Annotated in this window: 24 protein-coding genes and 1 pseudogene; 14 read left to right on the forward strand and 11 right to left on the reverse strand. The window is 68.3% G+C overall.

Features of this window, described 5'->3' with window-relative positions:
• Positions 1-324: 324 nt before the first annotated feature.
• From ACH492_RS35160 to ACH492_RS35175, 4 genes are all read left to right on the forward strand, one after another.
• Positions 325-1,407: a transcriptional regulator, XRE family protein gene (locus ACH492_RS35160; protein WP_398992818.1), complete on the forward strand. Its 1,083-nt coding sequence runs from the start codon at positions 325-327 to the stop codon at positions 1,405-1,407.
• 34 nt (positions 1,408-1,441) lie between these two features.
• A complete protein-coding gene (locus tag ACH492_RS35165; RefSeq protein ID WP_398992729.1) occupies positions 1,442-2,422 on the forward strand; it encodes an asparaginase in 981 nt (326 codons plus the stop codon).
• 28 nt (positions 2,423-2,450) lie between these two features.
• Complete coding sequence (locus ACH492_RS35170) at positions 2,451-2,912, forward strand: PPC domain-containing DNA-binding protein (RefSeq protein WP_398992731.1); 462 nt, start codon at positions 2,451-2,453, stop codon at positions 2,910-2,912.
• A gap of 700 nt (positions 2,913-3,612) precedes the next feature.
• On the forward strand, positions 3,613-4,365 hold the full coding sequence (locus tag ACH492_RS35175) for a hypothetical protein (RefSeq protein WP_398992733.1): 753 nt from the start codon (positions 3,613-3,615) through the stop codon (positions 4,363-4,365).
• Positions 4,366-4,652: 287 nt separating this feature from the next.
• Here ACH492_RS35175 and ACH492_RS35180 read toward each other — a convergent pair whose 3' ends face one another.
• The 5 genes and pseudogenes from ACH492_RS35180 to ACH492_RS35200 form a co-directional block, all read right to left on the reverse strand.
• Positions 4,653-4,919 (reverse strand): hypothetical protein, encoded by a 267-nt coding sequence (locus ACH492_RS35180; RefSeq protein WP_398992735.1) that lies wholly within the window; start codon positions 4,917-4,919, stop codon positions 4,653-4,655.
• A 552-nt stretch (positions 4,920-5,471) separates the two neighbouring features.
• Positions 5,472-7,097 carry a PQQ-binding-like beta-propeller repeat protein gene (locus tag ACH492_RS35185; protein WP_398992737.1) on the reverse strand — a complete coding sequence of 542 codons (1,626 nt, stop codon included), beginning with the start codon at positions 7,095-7,097 and terminating at the stop codon, positions 5,472-5,474.
• 142 nt (positions 7,098-7,239) lie between these two features.
• Positions 7,240-8,001, reverse strand: a complete 762-nt coding sequence (locus ACH492_RS35190) for a hypothetical protein (RefSeq protein WP_398992739.1) — start codon at positions 7,999-8,001, stop codon at positions 7,240-7,242.
• Positions 8,002-8,994: 993 nt separating this feature from the next.
• Positions 8,995-10,020, reverse strand: a pseudogene (locus ACH492_RS35195) (MFS transporter); the annotation flags it as partial.
• 41 nt (positions 10,021-10,061) lie between these two features.
• A complete protein-coding gene (locus ACH492_RS35200) occupies positions 10,062-11,102 on the reverse strand; it encodes a hypothetical protein (RefSeq protein ID WP_398992741.1) in 1,041 nt (346 codons plus the stop codon).
• 108 nt (positions 11,103-11,210) lie between these two features.
• On the opposite strand from ACH492_RS35200, the gene ACH492_RS35205 reads away from it, so the two are divergent.
• The 3 genes from ACH492_RS35205 to ACH492_RS35215 all read left to right on the forward strand — a co-directional run bounded on the left by ACH492_RS35205 (position 11,211) and on the right by ACH492_RS35215 (position 13,001).
• Positions 11,211-11,648 carry a DUF4442 domain-containing protein gene (locus ACH492_RS35205; RefSeq protein ID WP_398992810.1) on the forward strand — a complete coding sequence of 146 codons (438 nt, stop codon included), beginning with the start codon at positions 11,211-11,213 and terminating at the stop codon, positions 11,646-11,648.
• Positions 11,649-11,752: 104 nt separating this feature from the next.
• Positions 11,753-12,415 (forward strand): DedA family protein, encoded by a 663-nt coding sequence (locus ACH492_RS35210; RefSeq protein ID WP_398992743.1) that lies wholly within the window; start codon positions 11,753-11,755, stop codon positions 12,413-12,415.
• Between the two features lie 52 nt (positions 12,416-12,467).
• The gene (locus ACH492_RS35215; protein ID WP_398992812.1) at positions 12,468-13,001 is read left to right on the forward strand and encodes a gamma carbonic anhydrase family protein; all 534 of its coding nucleotides are present in this window, start codon (positions 12,468-12,470) and stop codon (positions 12,999-13,001) included.
• Positions 13,002-13,033: 32 nt separating this feature from the next.
• Here the strand turns inward: ACH492_RS35215 and ACH492_RS35220 are convergent, their stop codons facing one another.
• The gene (locus ACH492_RS35220) at positions 13,034-13,561 is read right to left on the reverse strand and encodes an ATP-binding protein (protein WP_398992814.1); all 528 of its coding nucleotides are present in this window, start codon (positions 13,559-13,561) and stop codon (positions 13,034-13,036) included.
• An 88-nt stretch (positions 13,562-13,649) separates the two neighbouring features.
• Between ACH492_RS35220 and ACH492_RS35225 the strand changes: the two genes are divergently transcribed.
• Positions 13,650-16,481, forward strand: a complete 2,832-nt coding sequence (locus ACH492_RS35225) for an ATP-binding protein (RefSeq protein WP_398992745.1) — start codon at positions 13,650-13,652, stop codon at positions 16,479-16,481.
• A gap of 243 nt (positions 16,482-16,724) precedes the next feature.
• On the opposite strand, the gene ACH492_RS35230 is transcribed toward ACH492_RS35225, so the two are convergent.
• Positions 16,725-17,180, reverse strand: coding sequence for a roadblock/LC7 domain-containing protein (locus ACH492_RS35230; RefSeq protein WP_398992816.1), 456 nt, complete (start codon positions 17,178-17,180; stop codon positions 16,725-16,727).
• Between the two features lie 119 nt (positions 17,181-17,299).
• A complete protein-coding gene (locus ACH492_RS35235; RefSeq protein WP_398992747.1) occupies positions 17,300-17,734 on the reverse strand; it encodes a hypothetical protein in 435 nt (144 codons plus the stop codon).
• A gap of 298 nt (positions 17,735-18,032) precedes the next feature.
• Here ACH492_RS35235 and ACH492_RS35240 point away from each other — a divergent pair, with 298 nt between their 5' ends.
• Positions 18,033-18,770: an acyltransferase gene (locus ACH492_RS35240; RefSeq protein ID WP_398992748.1), complete on the forward strand. Its 738-nt coding sequence runs from the start codon at positions 18,033-18,035 to the stop codon at positions 18,768-18,770.
• Positions 18,771-18,779: 9 nt separating this feature from the next.
• On the opposite strand, the gene ACH492_RS35245 is transcribed toward ACH492_RS35240, so the two are convergent.
• Positions 18,780-19,646 (reverse strand): EamA family transporter, encoded by an 867-nt coding sequence (locus ACH492_RS35245; RefSeq protein WP_398992751.1) that lies wholly within the window; start codon positions 19,644-19,646, stop codon positions 18,780-18,782.
• 93 nt (positions 19,647-19,739) lie between these two features.
• Between ACH492_RS35245 and ACH492_RS35250 the strand changes: the two genes are divergently transcribed.
• Together ACH492_RS35250 and ACH492_RS35255 are read left to right on the forward strand one after the other, a co-directional pair.
• Positions 19,740-20,312 carry a helix-turn-helix domain-containing protein gene (locus ACH492_RS35250; protein ID WP_398992753.1) on the forward strand — a complete coding sequence of 191 codons (573 nt, stop codon included), beginning with the start codon at positions 19,740-19,742 and terminating at the stop codon, positions 20,310-20,312.
• Between the two features lie 44 nt (positions 20,313-20,356).
• The gene (locus tag ACH492_RS35255) at positions 20,357-20,911 is read left to right on the forward strand and encodes a YbaK/EbsC family protein (protein ID WP_398992755.1); all 555 of its coding nucleotides are present in this window, start codon (positions 20,357-20,359) and stop codon (positions 20,909-20,911) included.
• A 39-nt stretch (positions 20,912-20,950) separates the two neighbouring features.
• Here ACH492_RS35255 and ACH492_RS35260 read toward each other — a convergent pair whose 3' ends face one another.
• Positions 20,951-21,358: a CoA-binding protein gene (locus ACH492_RS35260; RefSeq protein WP_356218808.1), complete on the reverse strand. Its 408-nt coding sequence runs from the start codon at positions 21,356-21,358 to the stop codon at positions 20,951-20,953.
• 62 nt (positions 21,359-21,420) lie between these two features.
• On the opposite strand from ACH492_RS35260, the gene ACH492_RS35265 reads away from it, so the two are divergent.
• From ACH492_RS35265 to ACH492_RS35275, 3 genes are read left to right on the forward strand one after another with little or no spacing between them, the layout of a single operon-like run.
• The gene (locus tag ACH492_RS35265; protein ID WP_398992756.1) at positions 21,421-22,047 is read left to right on the forward strand and encodes a YigZ family protein; all 627 of its coding nucleotides are present in this window, start codon (positions 21,421-21,423) and stop codon (positions 22,045-22,047) included.
• Positions 22,048-22,089: 42 nt separating this feature from the next.
• The gene (locus tag ACH492_RS35270) at positions 22,090-23,256 is read left to right on the forward strand and encodes an exonuclease SbcCD subunit D (protein WP_398992758.1); all 1,167 of its coding nucleotides are present in this window, start codon (positions 22,090-22,092) and stop codon (positions 23,254-23,256) included.
• Positions 23,253-26,360, forward strand: a complete 3,108-nt coding sequence (locus tag ACH492_RS35275) for an AAA family ATPase (protein ID WP_398992760.1) — start codon at positions 23,253-23,255, stop codon at positions 26,358-26,360. The genes ACH492_RS35270 and ACH492_RS35275 overlap by 4 nt, the downstream gene beginning before the upstream one ends.
• Here the strand turns inward: ACH492_RS35275 and ACH492_RS35280 are convergent.
• Positions 26,350-26,796 carry an Lrp/AsnC family transcriptional regulator gene (locus ACH492_RS35280; protein ID WP_398992764.1) on the reverse strand — a complete coding sequence of 149 codons (447 nt, stop codon included), beginning with the start codon at positions 26,794-26,796 and terminating at the stop codon, positions 26,350-26,352. The genes ACH492_RS35275 and ACH492_RS35280 overlap by 11 nt on opposite strands.
• Positions 26,797-26,863: the final 67 nt, after the last annotated feature.

Raw genomic sequence — 26,863 nt, forward strand, 5'->3', positions numbered from 1 at the left:
TCAAACCATGTGGACACTTCCTCTCTCGATCTCCAGGGCGCCCTCTCCGCAGGCACGATGAAGCTGCGGATAGATGAGGAGGGCAACGTGTGGGCCGAGGTCAATCGACGATCGTTTCTCGTGGGCAGTGCTGCCGCATTACTCAGCCAAGGAGCTGCTAGCGGGGCCGCCGGTCTCAACAGCCTCTCTCACGGAGTGAGCACAGCGGATGATCCCTTTGGGTTCGCCAGAATGGCGACGTCGAACTGGCCCGACCTACGACTCTCCCGCCCAGTGCCCGACTTCGGAGTTGACTGGACTGCCCTCATGCCGGGGGGACGCTCGATGCTCGGTGCCAACATCCCGCTGCAACTGCACCCCGCCCGGATCGATGGCGGCCGGGCACTCGTCTCCATCCCCGACCAACGCCGCGCCAGCAGCTTCTTGGACCGCCCCGGACGCGGCTTGCTCGTTGGAGCTGCGGGCAACGACGATTCGCCCCAGTTCTATCTGCTCGACGGCCGGAACGCCCGAGGGCGCCTGAGCCGCACCGCAGGCATTCAAGAGATCACTGCCCCCCTTGCTTACGAGCTGGACGATCTGACCTACGGCATCCTCTGGGCTGTCTCCAACTACGACGATGCATTGCAGGCAGACGATCAGGACTTGGCCGAGACCCGGACCGATCTCGAACGGTACGACCGTCTGTCCTCGTCAGCCGTAAGCCGGGAAGCCGCGCCGGGACTCAACTCCGTTGCCCACATGTGGCTCGGATCGGACTTCTGCGCGCGCCACATCCTCAAAGCGCTGCCCGACCTGCCGGATCTACCAGCGTTCTGGACCCGAGAGCAGCGTGGCGAAGAAGCCAGTGCGTGGCTGATCTTCGATCACAAGTACCCGTACCTTCAAGCGACGACCCAGGCACTTGGAGGGCCGAGCACACGAGCGTTCTGCGTGCCCGAGGCCATCGTTCAAGCTTCACCCCGACATGAGCGGATCTTGCTCTTCCTGGCTGTGGCGCTCATGGAGTCTCTCGGCATCCATGCTCAGTTCACCACGGACGCGTCATACGAAGCCGTCGAAGGGTTCGTTGTCTCGCCCAACAAGGAGGCGATCATCGCCAACTGGGTCCGAGGCGACGGCATGTGGCATGTCGACGTGACTGGACGGACATCGATCGTCCGTGCATTCACCAACGCCGCAGGCGATGTCGCAGCAGATTCGATCACCGAGGCCCCAACGGCCGAGGAACGTCTGCGCGCCCTGGCGCACTACCTCGATCTTCCTTGGACCTGGTTGATCCATAGATGCGCCCAGCTCGGTAAGTACGGGACATCGGGCCTGATCCAGTCCCGAAGCCGACTCGTATCAGCAGTCGGCCTCGATGCGGCCTGTTCGTACGTCGGTGCACTGCCGATCGACAGCTAGCCTGCAAGCCGGAAACACAAAGGGGAAGGCTCAGATGACGGACACGCGTCGACGCGTTGCAGTGTTCTCACTCGGTGGCACCATCGCAATGACCTCGCAGGATGCGGGCGGTGCGACCCCGACGCTCTCAGCCGGTGATCTCGTGGCAGCCGTACCAGGTCTCGCCGAGACCGGTGTCGCGATCGAGGTCCACGACTTCCGACGACTGCCCGGTGCATCACTGGCCTTCCGGGACCTACTCGATCTCGTCGGGGAAATCGAAGCGCTCGATGTGGACGGCGTGGTGATCACGCAGGGCACGGACACCATCGAAGAGACCTCGTACCTGATCGACCTCGTGTACTCAGCCGAGATGCCGATCGTTGTCACAGGGGCGATGCGCAACGCGAGCATGGCGGGCGCCGACGGGCCGGCCAATGTGCTTGCTGCCGTCCGTGTCGCCGCCAGCATCGAGGCCCGGGGGACCGGGGCCGTGGTCGTGTTCGGCGAGGAGATCCACGCTGCCCGTTGGGTACGCAAGGCGCACGCCACCAGCCCTACGGCGTTCACGTCCTACCCAGGACCGATTGGCTACGTTGCCGAGGACCGAGTACGGATCTGGAGTCAGCCGAGCGAAGAGCCGAAGATCCCGCGCGAGCGACTCAGCAACGATGCCCGGACCGCGGTGGCGCTGATCGGACTCGGAGATGACGGGGTCGTACTGCGTGCCATCGGAGCGCAGGTCGATGGCTTGGTTGTTGCCGCGTTCGGCGCCGGGCACGTTCCTATGGGGTGCGTCGATGCGCTGGCAGACCTTGCCAAGGAGATGCCGGTGATCCTGGCGACGCGCACCGGAGCCGGACCTGTCCTGACCGATACGTACGGATTCCCCGGATCGGAAGCCGATCTGCTGGCCCGTGGGCTCCTCGCGGCCAACACTCTCGGGCCGATCAAGGCGCGGATTCTTCTCCAGCTCCTATTGATGCACGGTGCCGATCACAGCGAGATCGCAGAGCATCTCAGCCGCATCCACTGACCGAGGCCTACATCCCGAGAGGACTGTCTTGCGCAGCTACGAGTTGACCACCGGCCGAACCTTCGGGGTGGCCTTCGACCACGGCGACGACTTCTTTCCCACGCTCGCCGAGTTCTGCCGCAGCAACGGCGTTCGGCACGGATACATCCCCATGTTCATCGCGGGCTTCGCCGAGGCCGAGATCGTCGGCGCGTGCGAGAAGTTGGAAGACCCAGAGGCCCCAGTGTGGAGCAAGGTCCACTTGGCCGGGGTCGAGGCGATGGGATGCGGAACTCTCGCGTACGACGCCGAGACGGACACCGTGCTGCCGCACATCCATACGTCACTCGGAGAGAAGGCGCGCTCAGCCAACGGGCACACGAGTCATCTACTCAGCGCCCAGGTGCAATTCCTTGTCGAGATGCTCGTGGTCGAGGTGATCTCGCCGGTCATGACCCGTCCGCAGAATCCGGACCTTTACAACGTCCCGCTGCTGACCTTCGGTGCATGAGCTGCACACGCTGCCGCAACAGAGCGCGGACAGAGTTTCCCTACGTCTATCAAGGCTCGCTGCGCTCGCTGCCCGGGCGGTGTTCGGTCTGCGAGCGAGGCCTACCAGTCCAGCCGCCCCCCAGTCCAGCCACACGCGCACTGCCCTGTCCCATGCCCCCCATGCACCCGAGTGGCCCCCAGAAAGCAGCCGCAACGCCAGGCCACCAGCACCGGGATACCGCGGGGAAGCTCGGGAGAACACCACAGTTGACGCATCGAGCGTCTGCATTCCCGGCCTCCTGAACTGCGGTAGCAGTCTGACGCGAGGTCAGAGGGTGCCGCGCACAGCGCGGCGGCGCCGGCCGGACGCCGCCGCGCTTGCCCCTCCATGTCTACGCCACCGGGGCCGCACGTCGTCGCCCGCCCGCGCCCACAAGGGGGGCGAAAATACCAGGCCGGGGGTGGGGTCGGTCGGCTCCACGGCTTTACCCACACTCCCCGGTTCGGGTCCCGCGTCGAGCAAGACCAGGGGGCCACTCGGACACATTGCGGGCAGGGGTGAAGCCTGCCCGAGCAGCTGGCAAGCGTACGGCCCCCTGATCATGCTCGACCCCAAACCGGGCAGGACACCGGCCAAAGCCGTGGAGCCGACCTCACCAGGGGTTGCGACTTCCACCCGAATGGGCCCATGTCCAGTACACTCGGCGTTACGGCAAGTCGTGTACGCCGATCCGCAGCAGCCTGCGCCCACGTCGCATGCAGCACAGACGGTCAAGGCCCTCGGGGCCCACGCTGATCCTCTCACCCTGGCAACAGCCATGATCTGGTGGGGACGTGGGGCTCACCGAGATGTGGAGAAGGCTGTGACCAAGAAAGGCACCAACTCTCTCAAGCAGAAGGCCCGCAGGCTCGCCAGCTACGAGAACATCCCGTACAGCGCGGCCCTTGCCCGGCTTTCTTCTTTGGAAGCCCACGAGTGCGAGCTGGCGGCAACGACCGATGCGCCCACTCACTACGGCAATCAGGATGTCGGGCTCGTCGCGCGGCTGATGGCACCCGTCATCGCGTCGCAGCGGCAGTCGATCGCTCGGACCATGGCACCCGTCATCGAGATGCAGCGACAGTCGGCAGCCAGGATGCTGGCACCGGTCATCGAAGCGCAGCGGCAGTCGATCGCTCGGACCATGGCACCCGTCATCGAGGCGCAGCGGGCTCGTCAGGAAGTGACACGGCGGCTGATGGCACCCGTCATCGCGTCGCAGCGGCAGTCGATCGCTCGGACCATGGCACCCGTCATCGAGATGCAGCGACAGTCGGCAGCCAGGATGCTGGCACCGGTCATCGAAGCGCAGCGGCAGTCGATCGCTCGGACCATGGCAGCGCCGCCGGCCATCAAGGTGTTCCGGACGCCCATGGCGCGACTGCCGAAATCGGTGACGACCACGATCGCCCAGTCGATGTTCCGCGCATAGAGCTGCGGAAGCGGCCCCGAGGGAACCTCACCGTCGGGGCCGTCAAGCCCCGTTATTCTGCCGACATCAGCGGCTGACACCAACAGCAGCAAACCAGGGCGGTCCACGGCGAACCCGAGCGGAGCGCTGACCGGGCAAATCTCGCCAGCGAGTAGGGTGGGAGTTGGCTCCCGATCGACCTGATTAAGGATGCGGCCAGACCTCAAAGCCTGTGTACCGCGCGGGGCGCCGTTTTCAATCGACGGCGCCCCCGTCAGCTTGACTTGGCCATTGAGGCTCCGCCGACCTCAGGGACGCAGCCGCCGCTCGATCATGTCCAAACGGTCGACGGCTCGGCGGATAGCCTCCAATGACGCCTGCGCAGCTTCGTTCTGTTGATCGATCATGGCTTGGTCACGTTCGCCGGGTGGCTGGTTGAGGTTGGTGCCGAGAGCGAAGGCAAGGTGGTACTTCAGCCCCGCCTCACGTACGGCCGAAGCCAGAACCGGATCTTTCAATCGACCGGCATACCGAGACATGTCAATTACACCTGTGACTGCCTCATCGTCCTCCACCAGGTCTAGTGAAGGACTGCCGTGGACGGGTCGAGAAGCAATCGGCAGTACGTGGCTATATGCGGTATCCAGCAGCTGTCGCAGACCGTCAACGTCACGCGGCGCATGTCGGCGACGCCACGCTGTCACGGCCTGGGTGGTCAACGCCACCATTCCGGCCCCTGCACCAATGCCTTGGAGGACCGCCCATGCGTCTGCCACGGCCAGTCACCTTACGCAGCACGAAAGCAGCCTGCCGCAATTTTCCAAAGGATCCTGTGAGACAAGGGCTCGCGTGCCCCCTCTGTGCCTGATCGGCCGGGAAACCACGGAGAACAGCGGTCAATCACGGGGACCGGAAACGGAGAGAGCCCCCGACCAATGTCGCTGGTCAGAGGCTCTCACCCACTGCGGTGGGTGGGACTTGAACCCACGATGACTCGCGCCACGACGGTTTTCAAGATCGCTGGTGGACTTGGCTGGGCGCTTAGCACTCAGCGGACCGCGCTGTCTGCCAGAACAGAGGTACGGGTCCTCCAGGAAGCCTCGGCGGGCAGCTAAGGTAGCCATCCTTTACTCATGTCCAGACGCAAGGGCTGCGGCGTGGCGTACAACAGTCGGAGTGTTGGGCGCGGTCGTGATGCGCAGGATTGTCGATCCCTTGCGAACGTACGCTGCATACACGTGCCCGCTAGGCGGAGTTTCCACGTACGCGATCCTGCGTGGACCAAGCTGATAAATAGGTTGATACTGCATTCTTGCCAGCCACGTCCGTGAGGCCATGAGCCGCTTAGCCATGCTCTCTGTTGGGGCTGTCCACTCTACCGAAACACGTATTGTAGGCGCCCCGCCTCTATCTGGGACGAACGTACAGGCGGCAGGTTGCGGCAGCTTTACCCCAAAGACGCTGCGACGGCGCGGCACTGGAGTGTAGCGATGCGCTACTGAAAGCTTGCTGTGAGGTAACGTCGCACACGCATTGGGCCATGCGGAAGGAAACGCTCCACCGAGGGCCATAAAGCGGGTTGCCTCGCGCGAGCCCTGGGCATAGACGGTTAGGCGCCCAACCGTGATGTTAAGACCATCAGCGCTGGACTTCTGCCCAGTCTCTTCCCATGTGGCCAGGTGACCGTCCCCCACTCCCGCCATTGCGATGTGGAATTCGACTGCACCCAAAGGGATCTCATGAGGTCTCCCTCTTTTAATATCAACCTGCTCCAGGAAAGCCGGAAGAGGCCATTCCTCCTTACTTACCATTCCAATAAGTCGCCCACTCCAGAGTTCAAAGCCCCTCGCATATGTCGCAGTCTTCCACGCCACTCTTTCCGTGTTTACGTCGATCGCTTCAAGCAAGGTGGGACGAGAAGCAACCGTGTCGGCCGGAGCAAGGGATCGCGTAACATACAGCATGGACTCGATCCGAATCGGTTTGGAGACTGCCCCCTTCCCGGCACGCAGCAGACGTCCGCTACGGCTGTAAACGAAAAATTCATCTTGCCCATTGTTGAACGCGACATCCCCAGCCTCCGAAATCAACAATTCCTGTCGGTTGAGATAGCCAAGGTCGTCATAGAAGTATGGCGGTATTTCCGTCGGTAGCGATACAGGGCGCTCCCAGTACAGACGGCCTGAGAATAGGTCTCTATATCTGAGCAAGCCGAAGCCGTACATATTGGGGCACCACGACAGATCGACGAAAGCGTTTCCCGCCGACTGGAAGGCCACCTTACATTTAGGGTTAGAGTGTAAGGAAAATGCCGATTCTCCCCCTCGGAACTCCCAAAGCGGATCTCCTGTATGCAAGCTGTAGACCACAGCAGTCCCAGGTTCTGTTCCTGACGCAGCCACAACCGTTTGGTCGTTGAAGTAAATTCGTGGTTCCAGTACGTCAGCGTCCAATATGAAGAAACTGTTGCGCCACGTCGATCTCCCAGTTGCAGGATCAAAAATTCCGAACGCAACCTTGTAGGGCTCGTTAATCGGAGACGAGGCTACACCTAATTGACTCGTTCCTGCGATTTGAACTGTGTGCAGCTTTATCCTTCGTCCGCCCTCCGGGCGCATTTCTCTGATCTTCTCGCCGGTGGCGGCGTGCCTGACCTCTAAACCGGACTCATCCTTGGTGCGGTTGACGACGTACTGATCCACGAGCTCGGGCAGCGGTTGCTGCTGCATGTCGTCATGGACAGTAAGGTCCACGTGCCACACTTCTCGCAGACCTGGAAGCGTCGGATCACTACCGGATTTCCATCCGGAATTTCCGGTTAGCGGGCATAAGGCCAACGCAAGCATCGTCACTGCCACAAGAGCGTAAAGTCGTGCAGTGGGCCAGGAACGCTGGCTAACACTTCTCGTCACCGACAACTTTGCACCAGACCCTTCCGGCAGCCGGCGCCTGCACCCAAGCTTCACCTTGCTCCTTGAATACTTGGCTGTAACCGCTGGGCTTTGCTTGACGCGCCGTGATCAGGAATGGCTTTTTGCCCGGAAGCCTGATAGGCACATCGTGGATTTTGCCATCGGCGATTACGGTAGCAACAAAATCAAACTCGTACGCGGCGGCTTTAGCCGTCACGGAAATCGTTAACGTCACCTGCTCCCCGCGTGCCAACTCGAGTTGTTTTTCATGGAAATAATTCCTGCTCCCCTTTTTGCCTTGCGTGAAATGCGGATCGGGGTGATCTAGATCGGCAGATACTGAAATAGCTTCTACTTCACCCGCCGTTGCAGGTATGAAGTACGCTCCGCCCCAGCGAGTACTCTTGTGTAGAATGCGTGGCCGAAGATCTACTATCCGTATCTTACTTCGCCCGCCCTCCAGAACAATCTGCATATCCGCTCGATCCACCGGCGCTGCATTCTTTTCGCGAATGAAATTCTGCCACTCCCTGCTAGATGTAGGCTCTACCAGCATTGCCCTATCCTGTGGAGTCGTCACGGGCTTCTGCAGAGCAAAAGGAGCGGTTTGATCAGAGATATCGGCCGCGAAGCGCACTTCCAAAGCGGGAGAACCCAGAGCTCGACGAGATAGGTCTGGGGCGGCCTCCTGAAACCAACCCGTGAGAATTGCACTAACGACTGTGCCGACCACTGCTGCGGCCACTCCGGCAGTCCAGACCCATTTACCTCTGAAGGAAGAAAGGGCACTAACTGGTTCGCTAGCTGTAACCGTTGACGAGTCTATATCTGACGGTCGAGGCGGTATTGACCTGCCAGCGTCGCTCTCCGGTTCAATATCTCGCTGAAGACTGACCCTGAATCTTCTCCTTAAGGAGCTTATTGCGGCCTCAGTGAGTCGCCTCAACTTCAATCCTTAGAATTAGAGTCGGGAGTGGTCTTACGCACTTCCCATGATGGCACGCGGGTGACTGTCTGTAAACGGGCGGTGCAGATTGAGGGCCTCGGGAAAATACTCCGGTGTTCACTGTGGCCCGGGCAATTTATGATCGATTCTGCTCACCCTTGCCCACCCCTTACGAACTTGCTTACTGAGATCGAACTCATGGTGTCGTAGCGGCTGACAGAAGTTGATCCTCGCAGTACGCGTAGGACGGTGGATTGAGCGAAGATCGGCGGGAGTTACGCGAGAGCGTCCGGGCTGATGACCAAGGGACGATGTGCTCACATAGCACATCTCACATCAACGAGGGCGGACGCCAGCGAACGACGATGCTCGCGCAGGGAGTGGGCCCAACGCTGGACCGGCGAGCCTCAAAGGGTGAGGTGCTTACGGATCGAGAGTCCCCTGTGCCACAACCGCGCCAGATGGGGCGGGGACTCACGGGGAACTGCGGCTGCCGACGGGGCACAGCCAGCAGACGCCTTAGTCGGCGTCCCGCAGGTCAGGCCCCACCTCGCTCCTAACGCGGTGGTCAGAACACTCGGACACATGCCGAGCAGGGGGCAGTCGACCTCAGCGGCCGCCCCGCCGGTAGTTCGCATCGAGAGAGCCGGCCCGTGCCACAAGGTGTCAGAAGGAGCGGGGAGTCGTGGAGCTTCCCAGGGCCTGACGGCTCCTCAGACCGACACGTGCAGCCCGGCCGACCGTCGCATCCGGACCTGTCAGCGCGTCAATCGAGAGGCTACATCTGTCGAGGTGCTGTGCCGTCATCCACGCGACCCCGAACACCTCGATCGCCACACCGCTGAGAAGCATCACCCCCGCGAGTCCCGCGACAGGCAGCGGTACGGCGAGCGCGGCCGATGGCGCGGACAGCGGGAACACGCACAGCGTCCCGGCGAGCAGCATCCGGCGGGGCTTCCAGCGCATCATCAGCAGTGCCCCGCCGAGGGTGCCCACGCCGAACGCGGCGAGCGCAATGCCCCAGGGGCCCGCGCCGCCGAGCTCGTCCCGGGCGACCAGCGGCCCGTACACCGACTCGGCAGCCCCGACCACGGCGACGACCACCGAGAACTGGGCGACGATGCCCCACAGCCACGGCCGGCTGCTGAACTCCTTCCAGCCGTCGCGCAGATCGGCCAGCAGCCCGCCGCCGGGCCGGCGCGGGCGGATATGACTGACGTCGAGGAAAGCACGCAGCGCGCCCGCGACCGCGAATGCCGCTGCGTCCACGGCCAGGACCCACCCCGGACCGACCGCCGCGATCAGCGCGCCGCCGAGCGCGGCTCCGCCGATCGCCGCGCCGTGCATGGCCATGCGGAACAACGCGAAGGCCCGGCCGGCCTGTTCGCCGCTGACGCTGGACATCAGCATGCCCTCTGCGGCCGGGTTGAAGAACGCCTGGCCGGTGCCGCAGAGCGCGGTCAGCAGCATCATCTGCCACAGCTGCGGATCGCCGGCCAGGACGAGCACGGCGAAGACCGCCTGCGAGACGCAGTTGAGCGCGTTGGCGGCGACCATCACGCGGTGCCGCGGCACCCGGTCGGCGATCGCGCCGCCGATCAGCAGAAAGAGCACGAGGGGGAGGGTGCGGGCCGCCGCGACCAGGCCCACGTCGCCGCCGTCCCCGCCGGACTGCAGAACCGCGAACGCCGCCGCGATCAGCGCACCATGGGTGCCCAGGCTGGTGACGATCGCGGCGGCGGTCAGCAGGGTGTAGTTGCGTCCGGCCCACTCGGGGACGCGCGCACGGCGGCGGAGTTCGGCGGCGGGAGTGGTCACCTCGGGACTATCCCCGCTGCCGGACCGCCATGCCAAACGGATTAGCCGGTGGGCGTGCCCGCCAGCCGGACCGTGCTCAGGATCTGTGCGATGGTGGCGTCCGGGACCTCGTCCTTGACGCCGGTGTTGGCGTACAGGACCCAGCTCTTGAAGTCACCCTTGCTGTCCTTGAAGGTGAAGGCGATCGACTTGCCGTCGGTCTCGCACTTGTTCTCCTTCTTGACACCGAGCGCGGTGGCCGTCGCGACACTTCCACTGAGGCCGGACTTGGTGGTGTACGGCTTGGCCTTGGTGATCTTGACCGTGCCCTTGGGCTCGGTCTGCGCGTAGCCCGCCCACACCCAGTTGCCGGCCTCGTTGTAGGCAGCCGTGGCACTGTCGGTGGCGCCCTTGCCACCCTTGGTGCCGACCGAGCTCTGCCCCCACGTCTCGAGCTTGCCGTCCTTGTCGGTGTCGAACGTGCACCACTTGGACTTGTAGTGGGCCGGAGCCGACATGACGACGACCGGCGAGCCGTCGCCCTTCTTCTCGTCCTCGAAGAAGGTGCTGATGCTCGAACCGGCCACCTCCCAGGAGGGCGGGACGTCGAACTGCGTTCCGTGCTTCGGGTTGCTGACGACCTTCCAGCCCGCGATGGTCGGCTTGCCCTCATCGCCGCCGCGGGGGTTCTCGGTCGGCGACGCGGGAGCCTGGCTGGGCTTGTCCGCCGCGGGCGTCTTCGAGGAGCTGACCTTGCTGCCCTCGTCCTCGGTGCCCTTGTTGTCGTCCTTCAGCACGATGACGCCCGTGACCACCGCAGCCGCTACGACTGCCGTGGCCGCGACGATCGCGACGATGGTCGTCTTCTTCTTGTTGTCCTGCGGCGGCTGGGGCCCACCGGGCGGCTGCCCGGGCACGCCGTACTGCGGCACAGTCGGCTGCTGGTACGGGTTGGGCTGCTGCTGGTAGCCCGGCTGCTGGTGCCCAGGCTGCTGGTAGCCGGGCTGCTGGTACGGATTCGGCTGCTGGTACCCCGGCTGCTGGTACGGGTTCTGGTCCTGCGGGTTCTGCTCGCCCCCGGGCGGCTGCTGTCCTGGCCACATGGCGAGTAACGATAGAGGTGCCGTGTCACGGGGGCTACGGCCGCCCCCGACCAGGGATGGCCACTAGCGCTACTCGCGGGTAACATCCCGTCCATGAGCGCTGATCAGATGTCCGTCGGCGAGATGCTCGCCGCCACCGTCCCCATGGCCCGGACCCTCAACCTGGAGTTCGTTGAGACCACCGCCGAGCGTGCTGTCGTCCGCCTGCCGGACCAGCCCGATTTCCACAACCACGTCGGCGGACCGCACGCCGGGGCGATGTTCACGCTCGCCGAGTCCGCGAGCGGCGCGATCGTCATCGCCGCCTTCGGCGACCAGATGACGCGGGCCGTGCCGCTCGCCGTCAAGGCGGAAATCGGCTACAAGAAGCTGGCGATGGGAGTCGTCACGGCGACCGCCACCCTGGGCCGTCCCATCGCGGACGTCGTCGCGGAGCTGGACGCGGGCGAGCGCCCGGAGTTCCCGGTGGAGATCGCCATTCAGCGCGCGGACGGCGCGGTGACCGGCGAGATGACGATCGTGTGGACGCTGCGCCCGGGCGCCTGAGGCCCTTGGGGCTGGCGCATCGCTGACCAGGTAGGCTGCCCGGCGTACGCCGACGGGGGCGTACACCGGGCAGCACAGGCCCAAAAACTCGGGAGGAACCGGCGTTGCACGTCCAGGAGTGGCTCGAGACCGTCCCTGCGGTCAGCATCTACCTCCTGGTGGGGGTGGTCATCGGGCTCGAGAGCCTCGGCATCCCGCTGCCGGGCGAGATCGTCCTTGTCAGCTCGGCGCTGCTGGCCTCACAGCACGGGGACATCAATCCGTACATCCTCGGCGCCTGCGCGACCGCCGGCGCGATCATCGGCGACTCGATCGGGTACGCCATCGGCCGCAAGGGCGGGCGCCCACTGCTGACCTGGCTCGGTGGGAAGTTCCCCAAGCACTTCGGCGACGCGCAGATCGCCATGGCGGAGCGGTCGTTCGAGAAGTGGGGCATGTGGGCCGTTTTCTTCGGCCGTTTCGTCGCCCTGCTGCGTATCTTCGCCGGGCCGCTCGCGGGCGTGCTGCGGATGCCGTACTGGAAGTTCCTCATCGCCAATGTCTTCGGCGGGATCCTCTGGGCCGGCGGCACGACTGCCGTCATCTACTCCGTCGGTGTGGTCGCCGAGGCCTGGCTCAAGCGGTTCTCCTGGCTCGGCCTGGTCCTCGCCGTGCTGATCGGACTCACCTCGATGCTGGTGCTCAAGAGCCGCGCCAAGAAGGCGGCCGCACAGGCGCAGACCCGTCCGGCGGTGGCCGAACCGGAGCCCGTGCCCGCCGGTGACTGAGCGGCCCGAGATGAACCGGCCCCTGAACGAGTCCATGAACGAGGAGAAGGCGATGGCAGGACAGGCGCTGATCGCGGGGGTGGGCGGCAAGAAGCCGAGCATCGCGCCGGACGCCTTCACCGCTCCCACGTCCGTCGTGATCGGTGAGGTCACCATGGCCGCGGGCTCCAGCGTCTGGTATCACACCGTGCTGCGCGCGGACTGCGGTCCTATCGTCCTCGGCGCCGAGACCAACATCCAGGACAACTGCACGGTGCATGTCGACCCGGGCTTCCCGGTCACTGTGGGCGAGCGTGTATCGGTCGGCCACAACGCCGTGCTGCACGGCTGCACCGTCGAGGACGACGTACTTGTCGGCATGGGGGCGACCGTCCTCAACGGCGCGCACATCGGTACCGGGTCGCTGATCGCGGCGCAGGCGCTCGTACCCGAGGGGATGCGCGTCCCGCCCGGCTCCCTGGTCGCGGGCGTGCCCGCCAAGGTCAAGCGCGAGCTGACCGAGGAGGAGCGCGAGGGGATCAAGCTCAACGCCGCGATGTACCTGGTGCTGGCCGAGGGCCACCGCGAGGCGTCCGAGACGGACTGAGCGCCGGGGGCCTGCCCCCGGCCCCGTCGCGACTAGACGGACGGCCCGCCGTACCGGGCGGGCATGACGATCTCCGCCACCACTACGCTGCCGGCGTCCAGGCTGCGTGTGGTGATCCGTGTCGCGAAGGACTCCACCAGCCCCAGCCCATGACCGCAGTCGGCATGCGCGTCCAGCGGCTCCTGACGCCGCACCGGGCGGTGCTTCCACCGCCCGCCGTCCCTGACCTGGGTCGTCAGGGTGTTGCCGCGCACCTTGATGGCCACCGCGACCCACGGGCTGCCGCTGTGCAGCACCACATTGCTGACCAGCTCGGTGACGATCACCGACAGCGCCTCGTGGAAGTCGTCGGCCAGCCGCCAGCGGTGCGCCGCGGCGCGGGCGAAATGTCTCAGCATGCGCACCGCTTCTGGTGTCGCCGACATCGCACACTGGGCCAGACCCGAGATTCCGCTATGCGGCACAAGGCCGGAAGACGGAGGGTGGGAGGACTCCTCTGATGCGATCACGTCGGCTCCTTTTTTGCCCAGGGGATGCCCGGGCGGCAGCTCTAGGCTCATGGTCGCCGCGTACTCGCGCAATTGGGGAGACTGAAGTACGGATACGTAAAGAAATGAAATGACCGGAAATGTCGAGGAGAGTGAGCCGGTGAGCACGCTCAGTGACGAGGCCTGGGAACGGTGGCTGAAACAGACGCTCGCCCATCCCACCCGGCAACCGGCATTGCTCCTGATCGAGGGGTCGGCCGGAGTCGGCAAGAGCCGACTGGTCGACCGGCTGCTCGAGGCCGCGGAGACCGGCCCGCGACCAGGCGTGGTCCTGACCTTCACCGCGTCCGGCGTCGCATTCGCCCACCACGCTGTCCGCTCGGCGCGCTCGGATGCGGGCAGCGGCCGGGCCGCCGGGCGGGCGCGCCACGAGCCGCTTCCCCTGCCGCCGCGCCTGTACCCGGACGCAACCGCGCTCGCCGACGACCTGGTGCCGCTGCTGGAATCCGACGGTCCGGTCCTGCTGATCGCCGAAGACGTGCACCGCGCCGACCGGGGCGGCCAGGAACTGCTGCGACGAGTGCTGGAGCGGCCGCCCGCCGGGCTCGCTGCCGTACTGGCCTACCGGCCCGAGGAACTGGCCGAGCCCGGACTGGTCCTCGGCCGGGCCGTGACCTATCCCGCCCGGCTGTCGCTGCTGCGGATACGCCTCATGCCACTCGACGCCGAACAGGTGCGCCTGATGGTCGAGGAGCGGCTCGGCGCCGAGAGCTGTCCGCCGGAACTGGTCGCCCGCATCCATGAGCGCTCGGCCGGCGTGCCCCAGGTAGTCGTCGACCTGGTGCGCCAGCTCGAGGACGTGTGCGGGCCGAAGGAGCGGTACACCGCCAAGGACGTGGACGCCACGGGGACGCCCGTACGGCTGGCCGAGCTGGTCCTCGGCCGACTCGCCGCGCTGCGGGAGGAGCACCGGGCCGTCGTCCGGGCCGCGGCGGTGCTGGATGAGCCCAGCAGCGCCGAGGATCTGTACGCGGTGGGCGCGCTGCCCGCCGAAACCGGCCGGCAGGCGCTCGTCGCGGCCCTGCGCAGAGCCGTACTCCAGGAGGCCGGCCGGGACGTGTACGGCTTCCCCTCGCCGCTGGCGGGCGCGGCCGTCTACGAGGAAATGCCCGGGCCGCTGCGGCAGGAGATGCACCGCCGGGCGGCCGACGTGCTGGCGCAGCGGCAACCGGTGCCGTGGACCCGGCTCGCGGAACACCGGCACCGCGGCGGGCGGCTGCGCGGCTGGCTGAGGGCGGTCGAGCGGGCCGCGCGGCAGTGCGCCGAGGCCGGTGAGCACCAGACGGCGATCGACCTGCTGGAGCACGCGCTCTCCCACCACGCGGTCCCCCGGGAGATGCGGGCCCGGCTCGCGCCGCTGCTGGCCCACAGCGCGGTGCTGGGGCTGCACACCGACCAGACGGTGCAGGTGCTGCGGCAGATCCTCGACGATCAGTCCCTGCCTCCTGCCGTACGCGGCCAGATCCGGCTCGACCTGGGGCTGGTCCTTTACAACCAGGCGGGAATGGGCCTGCAGGGCTGGGTGGAACTCGAGCAGGCGGCCGGCGAGCTGGCGGAACGGCCGGCGCTCGCCGCACGTGCGATGTCGGCGCTCGCCATGCCCGTCATGTCCGCGGTCCCGCTGGAACGCAACCTGCACTGGCTCGAGAAGGTCCAGAAGCTGGCTGCCCACAGCGACGACGCCGAAGTGCGAACGGCGGTCGCGGCCAACACCATCGCCGTGCTGCTGGAGACCGGGGACCCCACGGCATGGGACGTGCTGGAACGGCTGCGCACCGATACGGACACCGATACCGATCACACCGAGCGGCTGCCGCATGTGGCCCGGGGTCTGGTGAACGGCGCGGACGCCGCCCTGTGGCTGGGGCATCCGCAGCGCGTCGGGGATCTCCTGGAGGAAGGGCTGGATCTGGCGGCCCGCAGCGGAGCCTCCTACGTCGAGCAGGACGGGCGTGGCAGCGGCCTGCTGCTGGACTGGTTCACCGGCCGGTGGACGGGACTGTCCGGGCGGGCCCGGGCCTTCGTCGCCGAGACCGGAGTCATGCCGGGACCCGCCGCCGACGCCCGGTTCGTCCTCGGCATGCTCGCCCTGGCCCAGGGCGAATGGCAGCAGATGGCGGCCTGGCTGTCGGGCGACGGGCATCCGCTGCCCGTCGGCTCGCCGCTGCCGCATGTGGCGGCGGCCGCCGGTGCCTTGATCCGGACCGCCCTGGCCCGCGGCGACGTCGACACGGCGGCGTCCGAGGCGGCCGCGGCCTGGGACAGGGTGCGCGACAAAGGCGTCTGGGTGTGGGCGGCGGAGCTCGCGCCCTGGGCAGTCGAGGCGACAGCCCGGGCAGGCCGCCAGGAAGCAGCCGAGGACATGGTCGCCGAGTTCGAGGCCGGGCTGAAGGGAAACGTCGTCCCGTCGACCGCGGCCGCACTCCACTGGTGCCGCGGTGTCCTGGCGCAGACGGCCGGCGAACAGGCCCTGGCGATAACCTACTTCCGCCAGGCGGCGGCCGTGTACGCCGAGATGCCCCGGCCGTACGCCGTGATCCTCACCACCGAGGCGGCCGCCCAGTGCACGCTGGAGTCGGGTGCGGACGCCGAGGCCGCGGCCGGCGCCGTGGAAGACCTTGCCTCCTGTGTGCAGCAACTGACGGAGGTGGGCGCGGGTTGGGACGCCGCGCGGGTGCGGGCCACACTCCGTGCCCACCAGCCTGCGGCCGAACAGCGCCGTCGCGGCCGCCCGAGCTACGGGGACCAGCTCTCCCCTCGCGAACAAGAGGTCATCGACCTGGCCAACGCGGGGCTCACAAACAGGGAGATCGCCGCTACCCTGCACCTGTCGCCGCGTACGGTTGAACAGCACGTGTCCCGGGCCAGGCGGAAGCTCGAATCGCAGTCCCGGCAACAGCTGAGCCGGACCTGGAACACCCGCCCCGGCTGATTTATTTACGTATCCGTAGATCGCCTGCACGGATAGGCGCGTGTCTGCGCCCGGGCTTAGCTTCCAGGCACCGAAAAGCGGAATGCACCGTTGCCGTGTCTGATCACGGCAGCCGGAGTGCCCGCGTTCGGTGCTGTGCCCGGGTTGCCGGAATGCCGGGCGAGTGTGCGCCACGACCCCACCTAGGTGGCTGCCCTCGTTGCGGCAAGGGGAGGCCCGGCCCCGGGCACGGTCCCCCGTCGGTCAATACCCTTGCGGGCTTTGCCCGTTACTGCTTGAGGGGGCCGGGGCCTCGACCTGGGACGGCAGCCGAGGCTCGGCGCGCAGATGTTCGCCCATCTGCTCGACCAATTCGGTCATCCGGTGGCCGACCACGCCCGGATCGGCGCCGTCCTCGGCCACGACGGCCAGATGCGCGCCGTCTCCCGCCTCCACGACGAACAGCAGTCCGCCGTAGAACTCGGTCATGGAATGCCGTACGCCGCCGTTGCCGTTGCCGAACTCGACCGAGGCGCCCTGGGCGAGCGCCTGGATGCCCGAGCAGATCGCGGCGAGCTGATCGGCCTGGTCGAGCGTCAGATGCCGGCTCCAGCAGAGCTTCAGCCCGTCGCGCGAGACCACCAGGGCGTGTTGGGTCCCCGGGGTGCGTTCCAACAGGCTTTCCAGGAGCCAGGTGAGGCTGTTGTCAGTGGTCTGCATCGTGTGCGTGGGGCGGGTGCTGCCAGGCAATCCGGTCACCGGCCCGTGCCTCCTTTCCTACCTTCTCGTACGGGGAGATGGGCGCCAGTGCCCCCGGGCGCCGGACGGGGTGGGTCGCGTTACTGCTCCGCGGGCGTCCCGGACGGATCCGCCGGGGCCTTGAGCGAGCGGTGGAAGGCGCCGAACTGCGCACCGGCGTCGCGTCCGGGCGAGTCGTGGCCCTCGTCCGGCGCGGCGGCCCCGGTGCGGCCGCGGTCGGCGGCGGCCATGGTGCGCCCCGGCGGCCGGACCGGCAGCCCGCCCGGCGCGGCCACCTGGGGGCCGCCCTGCGACGGGATCGCAGTGGCGGATCCGGAGGGGATCGTCGCCTGTCGGCCCAGATCGTCGGCCGACTGCGCCAACTGGTTCTGCAGCGAACGCAGTTCACCGTGCACCACGGCCAATGCGCCACGCAGCCGCCGGGCGGACAGTGCGGTGGCCCCGACAGCGACGGCCAGACAGAGCCAGGCGGCCGTGCGTATCCGGTGCGGTTTCGGGGCGACTGGCACTGACATTCCGCGATCCCTCGCTTCTCGAGTGCGGGAAACAGACGGGCCGGCGGGCGCGCGTCGGCCGCACATACTGCCGTAGGGCACCAAGTTGACGGTGATCTTCCGCATGTATGTGGCGCATATGTTAGCCACGCGGTGATGCTGGTGAGACCGGAGTGGTTCGACTGCCCACAGAACGGAGGACTTGGGTTCGAACGCGCAGTCCCCGGCGGCACGACGTGGTAAGCGGCGTCGGCTTGGTGGGGTGAACATCACAGCGCACCGCTGTGATCGGGCCAGGTCCGGCGACTACCGTGTGCGGGTGCCGAAGAACAGAAACACGTTCTCATCACTCGCCGCCTGGCGGCGCCGCGTCCTCGCACGGGCCGTCCACCGCGGCTGGCGCTGGGTGCAGGAGACGGGTGCTGTCACCGCCGAGCACCCGGGACGGCTGGGTTTCCGCCGGCTCGGCGCCGGCACCCGGCTGGCCTTCCCCCAGGGCACCGTCTTCGGCGAGGCGTGGATCGAGCTCGGAGACCACTGCATCATCGGCGAGCAGGTCACGCTCACCGCGGGAATGATGCCGGGACTGGACCTGGGACCCGACCCGATCCTGACGCTGGGCGACGGCGTGGTCCTCGGCCGCGGCAGCCATGTCATCGCCGACACCAGGGTGACCATCGGCTCGGACACGTACTGCGGTCCGTACGTCTACATCACCTCGACCAACCACAGCTACGACGACCCCCGTCAGCCGGTAGGCAAGCAGTGGCCGCGCACCGAAGCGGTGGAGATCGGCCCCGGATGCTGGCTGGGCACCGGCGCGGTGGTCCTGCCCGGCGCGCGGCTCGGCCGCAATGTGGTGGTCGCTGCGGGCGCGGTCGTGCGGGGAGAGGTCCCCGACCACTCGGTGGTGGCCGGGGCCCCGGCCCGGGTCGTACGGAGCTGGGATCCGGTCCGCGGCTGGCAGCCCCCGCTGCGTACGCCCGCTCCCGTGCCGATTCCGGACGGCATCACGCCCGAACAGCTGCTGGCGCTCGCGGAGTTGGAGGAGAGCTGAACCGGGCGCTCAGCCGCCCGCCAGCAGTACGGTGCCCACCAGCGCGAGCCCCGCGCCGGTCGCCTGGACCACGCGCAGCCGCTCCTTGAGGAGCACCAGCGCCGCGAGCACTGTCATCACCGGGTAGAGGTTCGCGAGTACGGCGGCGACGGTGACGGGCCCGTTCTGCGCGGCGATGGAGTAGGTGCCGTTGGCCGCGACATCGGCGAGGCCGACAAAGGCGAGGGCCGGGAGCGAGGACCAGATGACCCGCATTCCGCCGTCCTGCGGCAGCGCCCGCGCCCCGCGCTTCACCGACGCGTACAGCGCCGCGCCGCCGACCGCGACATTGGTGACGCGCTGTACGAAGAGTGCGAGGAAAAGCCCGGTGATGGTGGTCGAGGCCTCGGCGATCAGGGTCATCACCGCGCCGAAGCCGAAGGCGGCGACGAGGGTCAGCCCGATCGCCTGCCGCTGCACCGGCGCGCCGCGCAGCTCGGGCCCGCCCGCCAGGACGATGCCGGTCACGGCCACCGCGATACCGGCGAACTGGAGCAGCCCGGGCCGCTCGCCGATCACCAGGCCGACGCCGACGGGCACGGCGACACCCAGCGATCCGAGCGGAGAGACCACGCCCATCGGTCCGAGGGCGAGCGCCTTGTAGAAGGAGAGCATGGCCACCGGGCCGACGGCGCCCGCCGCGACGGCGTACCAGAGCTGCGGTCCCGCTTCGTGCCAGCCGCCGGTGGCCACGACGATCGCGCCGAGGACGACCACCGCGATCGACTGCGAGGCGACGACCACCGTGAGGGCCGGTGCACGCCGTGTGAGCAGCCCGCCGCCGAAGTCGGCCAGGCCCCACAGGAAGCTCGTGGCCAGGGCGAACAGTGCGGTCATGGCAGGCCTCGCAGTACAGTGCAGTGAACGTTTGGGTGCACCACACCGTAGTGCAGTTTATTGGACCCTGTCATTCAGAATATTGGACGGAATGTGTCGGACCTCGACCAGCTCACGCAGTCGCTCGCCCGCAATCTCAAGCGCTGGCGCGGCGAGCGGGGGTTCACGCTCGACGCCCTCGCAGCCCGCGCGGGGGTCAGCCGCGGCATGATCATCCAGATCGAGCAGGCGCGTACGAATCCGAGTGTGGGAACCACGGTGAAGCTCGCCGACGCACTTGGCGTCAGCATCACCACGCTCCTCGACTACGAGCAGGGCTCACAGGTCCGCCTCGTACCCCCGGAGCAGGCCGTACGCATGTGGTCCACCTCGACGGGCAGTTTCACCACCCTGCTCGTCGGCACCGAGCGCCGCGGGCCACTCGAACTGTGGGCCTGGCGGCTGATGCCCGGCGACCGCAGCGAGTCCGACCCACACCCCGACGGCACGATCGAGCTGCTCCATGTCACCGCGGGCGAACTCACCCTCGTCGTCGACGGCGAACCGCACGCCGTACCGGCCGGGACCTCCGCCACCTTCGAGGCGAATGTCCCGCACGCCTACCGCAACGACGGCGCCGAGACGGTCGAGATGACGATGGCCGTCTCCATCCCGCCCGTGCGCTGAGACGGCCGATCGCGCACGGGACAGCCGCTGTTAGCGTGATGCGTATGCGCGCTCCCATCGGAAACTTCGACGACGCCAGACCCGCCCCCGACTGCCTCGACCTGTTCACCCCGCCGGTCGCCGACGCCGTGCGCGCCTGGCACGGCGACGTACCCGCCGAGCAGCTGATCTACGTCGACACCGACCCGGACATCGCCGACACCGCCGTCTTCGTGGAGCACTACGGGCAGGAACTGCTCGACGAGTCGGCGAACTGCGTGGTCGTGGCGGGCAAGCGTGGCGGCGAGACTTCGCTCGCTGCCTGCGTCGTCCTGTCCAGTACGCGCGTCGACGTCAACGGCGTCGTCCGCAAGCAACTGGGCGCCCGCAAGGCGTCGTTCGCGTCCATGGACACCGCGACCGGCGAAACCGGCATGGAGTACGGCGGCATCACGCCGATCGGACTGCCTGCCGACTGGCCGCTGCTGGTGGACTCCGCGGTCGTGGACACGGAGTGGGTACTCATCGGCAGCGGCCGTCGGCGCGGAAAGCTGATCGTGCCCGGGAAGGCCTTCGCCGGGCTGCCGGGCGCGATGGTCATCGACGGCCTCGGGATCTGAGGCCCGGCGCCGTGGGCCTGCCGAGCCGCGCTGCTCGGTTCAGCCGAGGCGCGGGATCTCGATCGCCGGGCAGCGGTCCATCACCATGTCGAGCCCGGCCGCGCGAGTGCGCTCGTACGCCTCCTCGTCGACCACCCCCAGCTGGAACCAGACCGCCTTCGCTCCGATCGCGGCGGCCTCGTCCGCGACCGGTCCGGCCAGCGAGGAGTTCACGAACACATCGACCACGTCGACCTCGAAGGGGATGTCCGCGAGCGTCGCGTAGCCCTGCTCGCCGTGGACCGTCTCGGCCTTGGGATGCACCGGGACGATGCGCTTGCCGAAGCGCTGGAGGACGCCGGCGACGCCGTGCGCCGCCCGCGCCTCGTTGTTGGACAGGCCGACCACCGCCCAGGTCTCGCCCGTCGAGGTCAGAATCCTGCGGATCGTCTCTGCGTCTGCGTACATGCTCCGGACAACCGGGGGCCCGCGCGGAGCATTCCCGTCCGGGCGGCACATAGGGTGGCCGGATGCAGGAGCAGTACCGGACGGTCGCCCGCGAGGGCGTGCACGAGACCGAGATCAACAGATCGCGCTTCATCTGCGCGCTCGCGCCCGCCGCGACCGAGGAGGAGGCGCAGGCCTTCGTCGCACGCATCCGCAAGGAGCACCCGACCGCCACGCACAACTGCTTCGCGTACGTCATCGGAGCCGACGCCGCCGTACAGAAGGCGAGCGACGACGGCGAACCGGGCGGCACGGCGGGCTTGCCCATGCTGCAGATGCTGATGCGGCGCGAAGTCCGTTATGCCGTAGCCGTCGTCACCCGGTACTACGGCGGTGTGAAACTCGGCGCGGGCGGCCTGATCAGGGCATACGGCGGAGTCGTCGGCGAAGCCCTGGACGCGCTCGGCACCCTCACCCGGCAGCGCTTCCGGCTCGCCACCGTCACCGTCGACCACCAGCGGGCGGGAAAGCTGGAGAACGATCTGCGGGCGACCGGACGGGATGTGCGCGAAGTGCGGTACGCGGAGGCGGTCACCATCGAGATCGGGCTGCCGGACGCCGACGTCGAGGCCTTCCGTGGCTGGCTCGCCGATGCCACAGCGGGGACCGCGGTACTCGAACTCGGCGGTGAGGCTTATGGAGACGCCTGAAGCCGCCCGTGATGTCCGACCCCACCGATACTCTCGGGGATCATGAGATTCCTGCATACGTCGGACTGGCACCTGGGGCGGTCGTTCCACCGGGTGAGCATGCTCGACGCCCAGGCGGCGTTCCTCGACCACCTGGTGGCGACGGTGCGCGAGCGCGACGTGGACGCGGTGCTGGTCGCAGGGGATGTGTACGACAGGGCAGTGCCGCCGCTCGCGGCCGTGCAGCTGTTCGACGAGGCGCTGCACCGGCTCGCCGCCGCCGGCGTGCCGACCGTGATGATCTCCGGGAACCACGACTCGGCGCGTCGGCTCGGCGTCGGGGCCGGGCTGATCGAGCGCGCCGGGATACATCTGCGCACCGATCCGGCCGGGTGCGACACACCCGTGCTGCTGAGCGACGCACACGGCGATGTGGCTTGCTACGGACTGCCGTATCTCGAACCCGCCCTGGTGAAGGACGAGTTCAAGACGGACAAGGCACGGCACGAGGCCGTCATCGGCGCCGCTATGGAGCGCGTACGAGCCGACCTGGCGACGCGTGCGGCCGGCACCCGGTCCGTCGTCCTGGCCCATGCCTTCGTCGCGGGCGGCGAGGAGAGCGACAGCGAACGGGACATCACCGTCGGAGGCGTGTCCGCGGTGCCCGCCGGGGTCTTCCGCGGCGTGGACTATGTCGCGCTCGGACATCTGCACGGCTGCCAGACCATCGCCGACCGCGTGCGCTACTCCGGATCGCCGCTCGCCTACTCCTTCTCCGAGGCGCGGCACCGCAAGACCATGTGGCTCATCGACCTCGGCGGGCGGGGCGAGATCGAGGCCGAGCGCATCGAATGTCCCGTGACGCGGCCGCTCGCCCGGCTGCGCGGCGCGCTGGAGGAACTGCTCGACGACCCGGCGCTGGCCCCGCACGAGCAGTCGTTCGTCGAGGCGACCCTCACCGACCCGGTGCGCCCGGCCGAGCCGATGGCGCGGCTCACCGAGCGGTTCCCGCACACCCTCAGCCTCGTCTTCGAGCCCGAGCGCACCGGCGACGACGCTGTCGCCTCGTACGCGCAGCGACTGAAGGGGCGCGACGACCACCAGATCGCGGAGGACTTCGTGGCCCATGTGCGCGGCGGCAGCGGTCCCGACGATCTGGAGCGCACCGTGCTGCGCGGTGCTTTCGACGACGTACGAGTTGACGAGGGCGTGCGCGAGGTGGCCGGGTGAGGCTGCACAGACTGAGCGTCACCGCCTTCGGCCCGTTCGGAGCCGGCCAGGACGTCGACTTCGACGCGTTGTCCGCCGCCGGGATCTTTCTGCTCCACGGCCCGACCGGCGCGGGCAAGACGTCCGTCCTAGACGCGGTCTGCTTCGCGCTGTACGGAGCGGTGCCGGGCGCGCGTCAGAGCGCCGGGGGGTCCCTGCGCAGCGACCATGCCCCAGTCGGCACCTCCACCGAGGTCTGCCTCGAACTGACCGTGGGAGGGCGGCGGTTGGAGATCCGGCGACGGCCCGCCCAGCCGCGCCCCAAGAAGAACGGCAAGGGCTTCACCACCGAGCGGGCCCAGAGCTGGCTGCGCGAGTACGACTTCGAGGCCGGCCAGTGGCAGGCGTTGAGCCGCTCCCACCAGGAGATCGGCGAGGAGATCAGCCAGCTCGTCGGGATGAGCCGCGACCAGTTCTGCCAGGTGGTGCTGTTGCCGCAGGGCGACTTCGCACGCTTCCTGCGCGCCGACGCGGAAGCGCGCGGCAAACTGCTCGGGCGGCTCTTCGACACCCGCCGCTTCGCCGCCGTCGAGGAGCGCCTCGCCGAACAACGCCGCGCCGCCGAACAGCAGGTGCGTGCCGGTGACGAGCGGCTGCTCGCGGCCGCCCACCGGATGGAACAGGCCGCGGGCCCAGCGGCGGGGGACTGGCCGCTGCCGCCGCAGCAGCCGGGCGATCCGGGACTCGCCGCGGCCGTACTGCAGTGGGCGGCCGTCGCCCGCGCGGGCGCCCGGGAGAGGCTGGACATCGCCGAATGCGCGCTGGCCGCGGCGGAAAGCCGGCAGGCCGCCGCACGGCGTGAGCTGGAAGCCGAGCGTGAACTCGCCCGGCTCCAGGAGAGATACGCGGACGCCCGGCGGCGCAGCGAGGCGCTTCAGGCGCGGCGGCCCGAGTGGGAGGAGCTGCAGGCCAGGCTGGAACGGGCCCGCAAGGCTGAGCTCGTCGAGCCCGCGCTGCGGCTGCGCGACGACGCCGAGCGCGAGCACCGGCGCGCGAGCGCGGACCGGGAGCGGGCGCGGGCCGGACTCCCGCCGGAGCTCGCGGAGGCCGGTGCGGAACAACTGGCTGCGCTCGAACGCAAGCTGAGTCAGGACCTGGGCGGACTCGAAGCCGCCCGGCGGGCGGAGCGACGCAGCGCGGAGATCACCCGCGAGCGCGCGGACCTCGACCGCCAGGCCAGGGCCGACGACGACATCCTCGCCGACGCGGCGGGCTGGCTGGCCGGCTGGGAGACGGTCCGGCGCACCCACCAGGACCGCATCGCGGCCGCCCAGGACGCCGCAACCCGCGCCGAACACCTCGCTGGCCGCCTCGACCCGGCCCGCCGCCGACTCCGCGCGGCCCGCGAACGCGACCGGCTCACGGCCCGCACCGAGCAGCTGGAGGACCAGCTGCACACGGCCCGCGAACGCGCCAACACGGCCCGCGAGAGCTGGCTCGACCTCAAGGAACGCCGCCTGCGCGGCATCGCGGCGGAACTGGCGACGGTCCTGGTCCGGGGCGAACCCTGCGCGGTCTGCGGCTCGGCGGACCACCCCGCGCCCGCCCGCGCGGGGGACGGCCATGTGGACCGCAGGGCGGAGGAGTCAGCGTACGAGAGTTACACGCGGGAGGACGCGACCAGGGCAGAGGCGGAGCGTGAACTGGCGGTGGTGCGGGAGTCGTTGACCACGGCGAGGGACCAGGCGCGGGCGGCGGAGCGGGGCGGTGATGCCCCGGTGGTGGGTGGCGTGCCGGGCACCGCCGATGCCCACGGGCGGCCGCAGGCCGCGGATTGCGGGATCGGGGACGAGCCCGAGGTGTCCGAACTGCTCTGTCGCGTCGAGCAGTTGGAGCGCGACCACCTGCACGCGCACAGCCTCGCCTCCGGCATGCACGCCGCTCGCGAGGCGCTCGATCAGGCCGAGCGTGAGCACGAGGAGCGGCTTGCCGCGCAGCAGCAGGCCGAGCGGCGGGTCGCCGCGCGGACCTCGCGGCGGGAAGGCCTCGATCGGGAACAGACCGCGCTGGAAAGCGACTTGGCCCAGGCCCGGGGCGGCGCGGGCAGCGTCGCCGAGCATGCCGCGCTGCTCGAGCGCCGGGTGCGGCTGCTGACCGATGCCGCTGAGGCCGTACGAGCCGTCGACCTCACCGCGCAGCGCCTGAAGGAGGCCGACGACCGGCTGTCCGACGCCGCGTTCCGGGCGGGGTTCGACTCGCCCCGTGCTGCTGCCGCCGTGCTGCTCGGCGAGGCGGAGCAGCGGGATCTGCAGCACCGTATCGACGCCTGGCAGACCGAGGCCGCGGCCGTCGCCGACCGGCTTGCGGAGGCGGACGCCGACAGCGCCGCCGAGCATCCGCCCGCCGACCCCGATGCGGCGCGGGCCGCGCATGACGAGGCCGATTCTGCCCTGCGCGCCGCCGTGTCCGTGCTTGCCGCCGCCCGCGACCGGTGCGCCGAACTCGCGCGGCTGTCGCGGCAGGCCGTCGCGGAAGTGCTCCGCCTCGGCCCGCTGCGCGATGAGTACGACCGGGTCGCTCGCCTCGCCTCGCTCACCGCCGGCACCTCCGCCGACAACGAACGCAAGATGCGCCTGGAGTCGTACGTCCTGGCCGCCCGCCTCGAACAGGTCGCGGCCGCAGCCACCCTACGACTGCAGCGCATGTCGTCCGGCCGCTACACCCTCGTTCACTCCGACGCCCGCACCGGCGGTAAGCGCTCCGGACTCGGCCTGCATGTCGTGGACGCCTGGACCGGAAGCGAACGCGACACCGCGACCCTCTCCGGCGGCGAGACCTTCTTCGCCTCGCTCGCCCTCGCGCTCGGCCTCGCCGACGTCGTCACCGACGAGGCCGGCGGTGTACAGCTCGAGACCCTCTTCATCGACGAGGGCTTCGGCAGCCTCGACGACCAGACCCTGGACGAGGTGCTGGACGTGCTGGACTCGCTGCGCGAACGGGACCGCAGCGTCGGCATCGTCAGCCATGTCGCAGATCTGCGCCGCCGCATCCCGGCCCAGCTGGAGGTCGTCAAGGGCCGCCACGGCTCCACGGTGCGGCTGGGCGGGGTGCCGCTCAGCGGCTGATCGCGCGGCGCGGCAGCGGGGAGGAGTAGACGACGCTCGTGGTGACCGAGCCGAGCGCGCCGATCTTGCCCGAGATCTCCTCGAGATGGCTCATGGACCGGGTGGCGACCTTCAGTACGAAGCAGTCGTCGCCCGTGACATGGTGCGCCTCGAGGATCTCGGGCGTCGTCTCCAGCAGATCGTGGAACGGCTTGTAGTTGCCGTTCGGATACCGCAGCCGTACGAACGCGAGGATCGGCAGCCCGAGCCGGTCCTGGTCGACCACCGCGGTGTAGCCGGCGATCACCCCGGCCTCCTCCAGCCGCCGCACCCGCTCGGTCACGGCGCTCGGGGACATCGAGACGGCCCTGGCCAGTTCGGCGAAACTGGCCCTGCCCCGACTCTGCAGGGCTGCGAGGATGCGCCAATCCGTGGCGTCCGGCGAATATCCGGTCATCCCCGAGAGATAGCAGGGGAATCCCCGGCCGATCAAGACCAGTGCCGGGGATTGTCACTTCATGGAG

Origin of the sequence: Streptomyces sp. NPDC019443, from assembly GCF_044389785.1 — a bacterium.
In the GTDB taxonomy this organism is placed as follows: domain Bacteria; phylum Actinomycetota; class Actinomycetes; order Streptomycetales; family Streptomycetaceae; genus Streptomyces.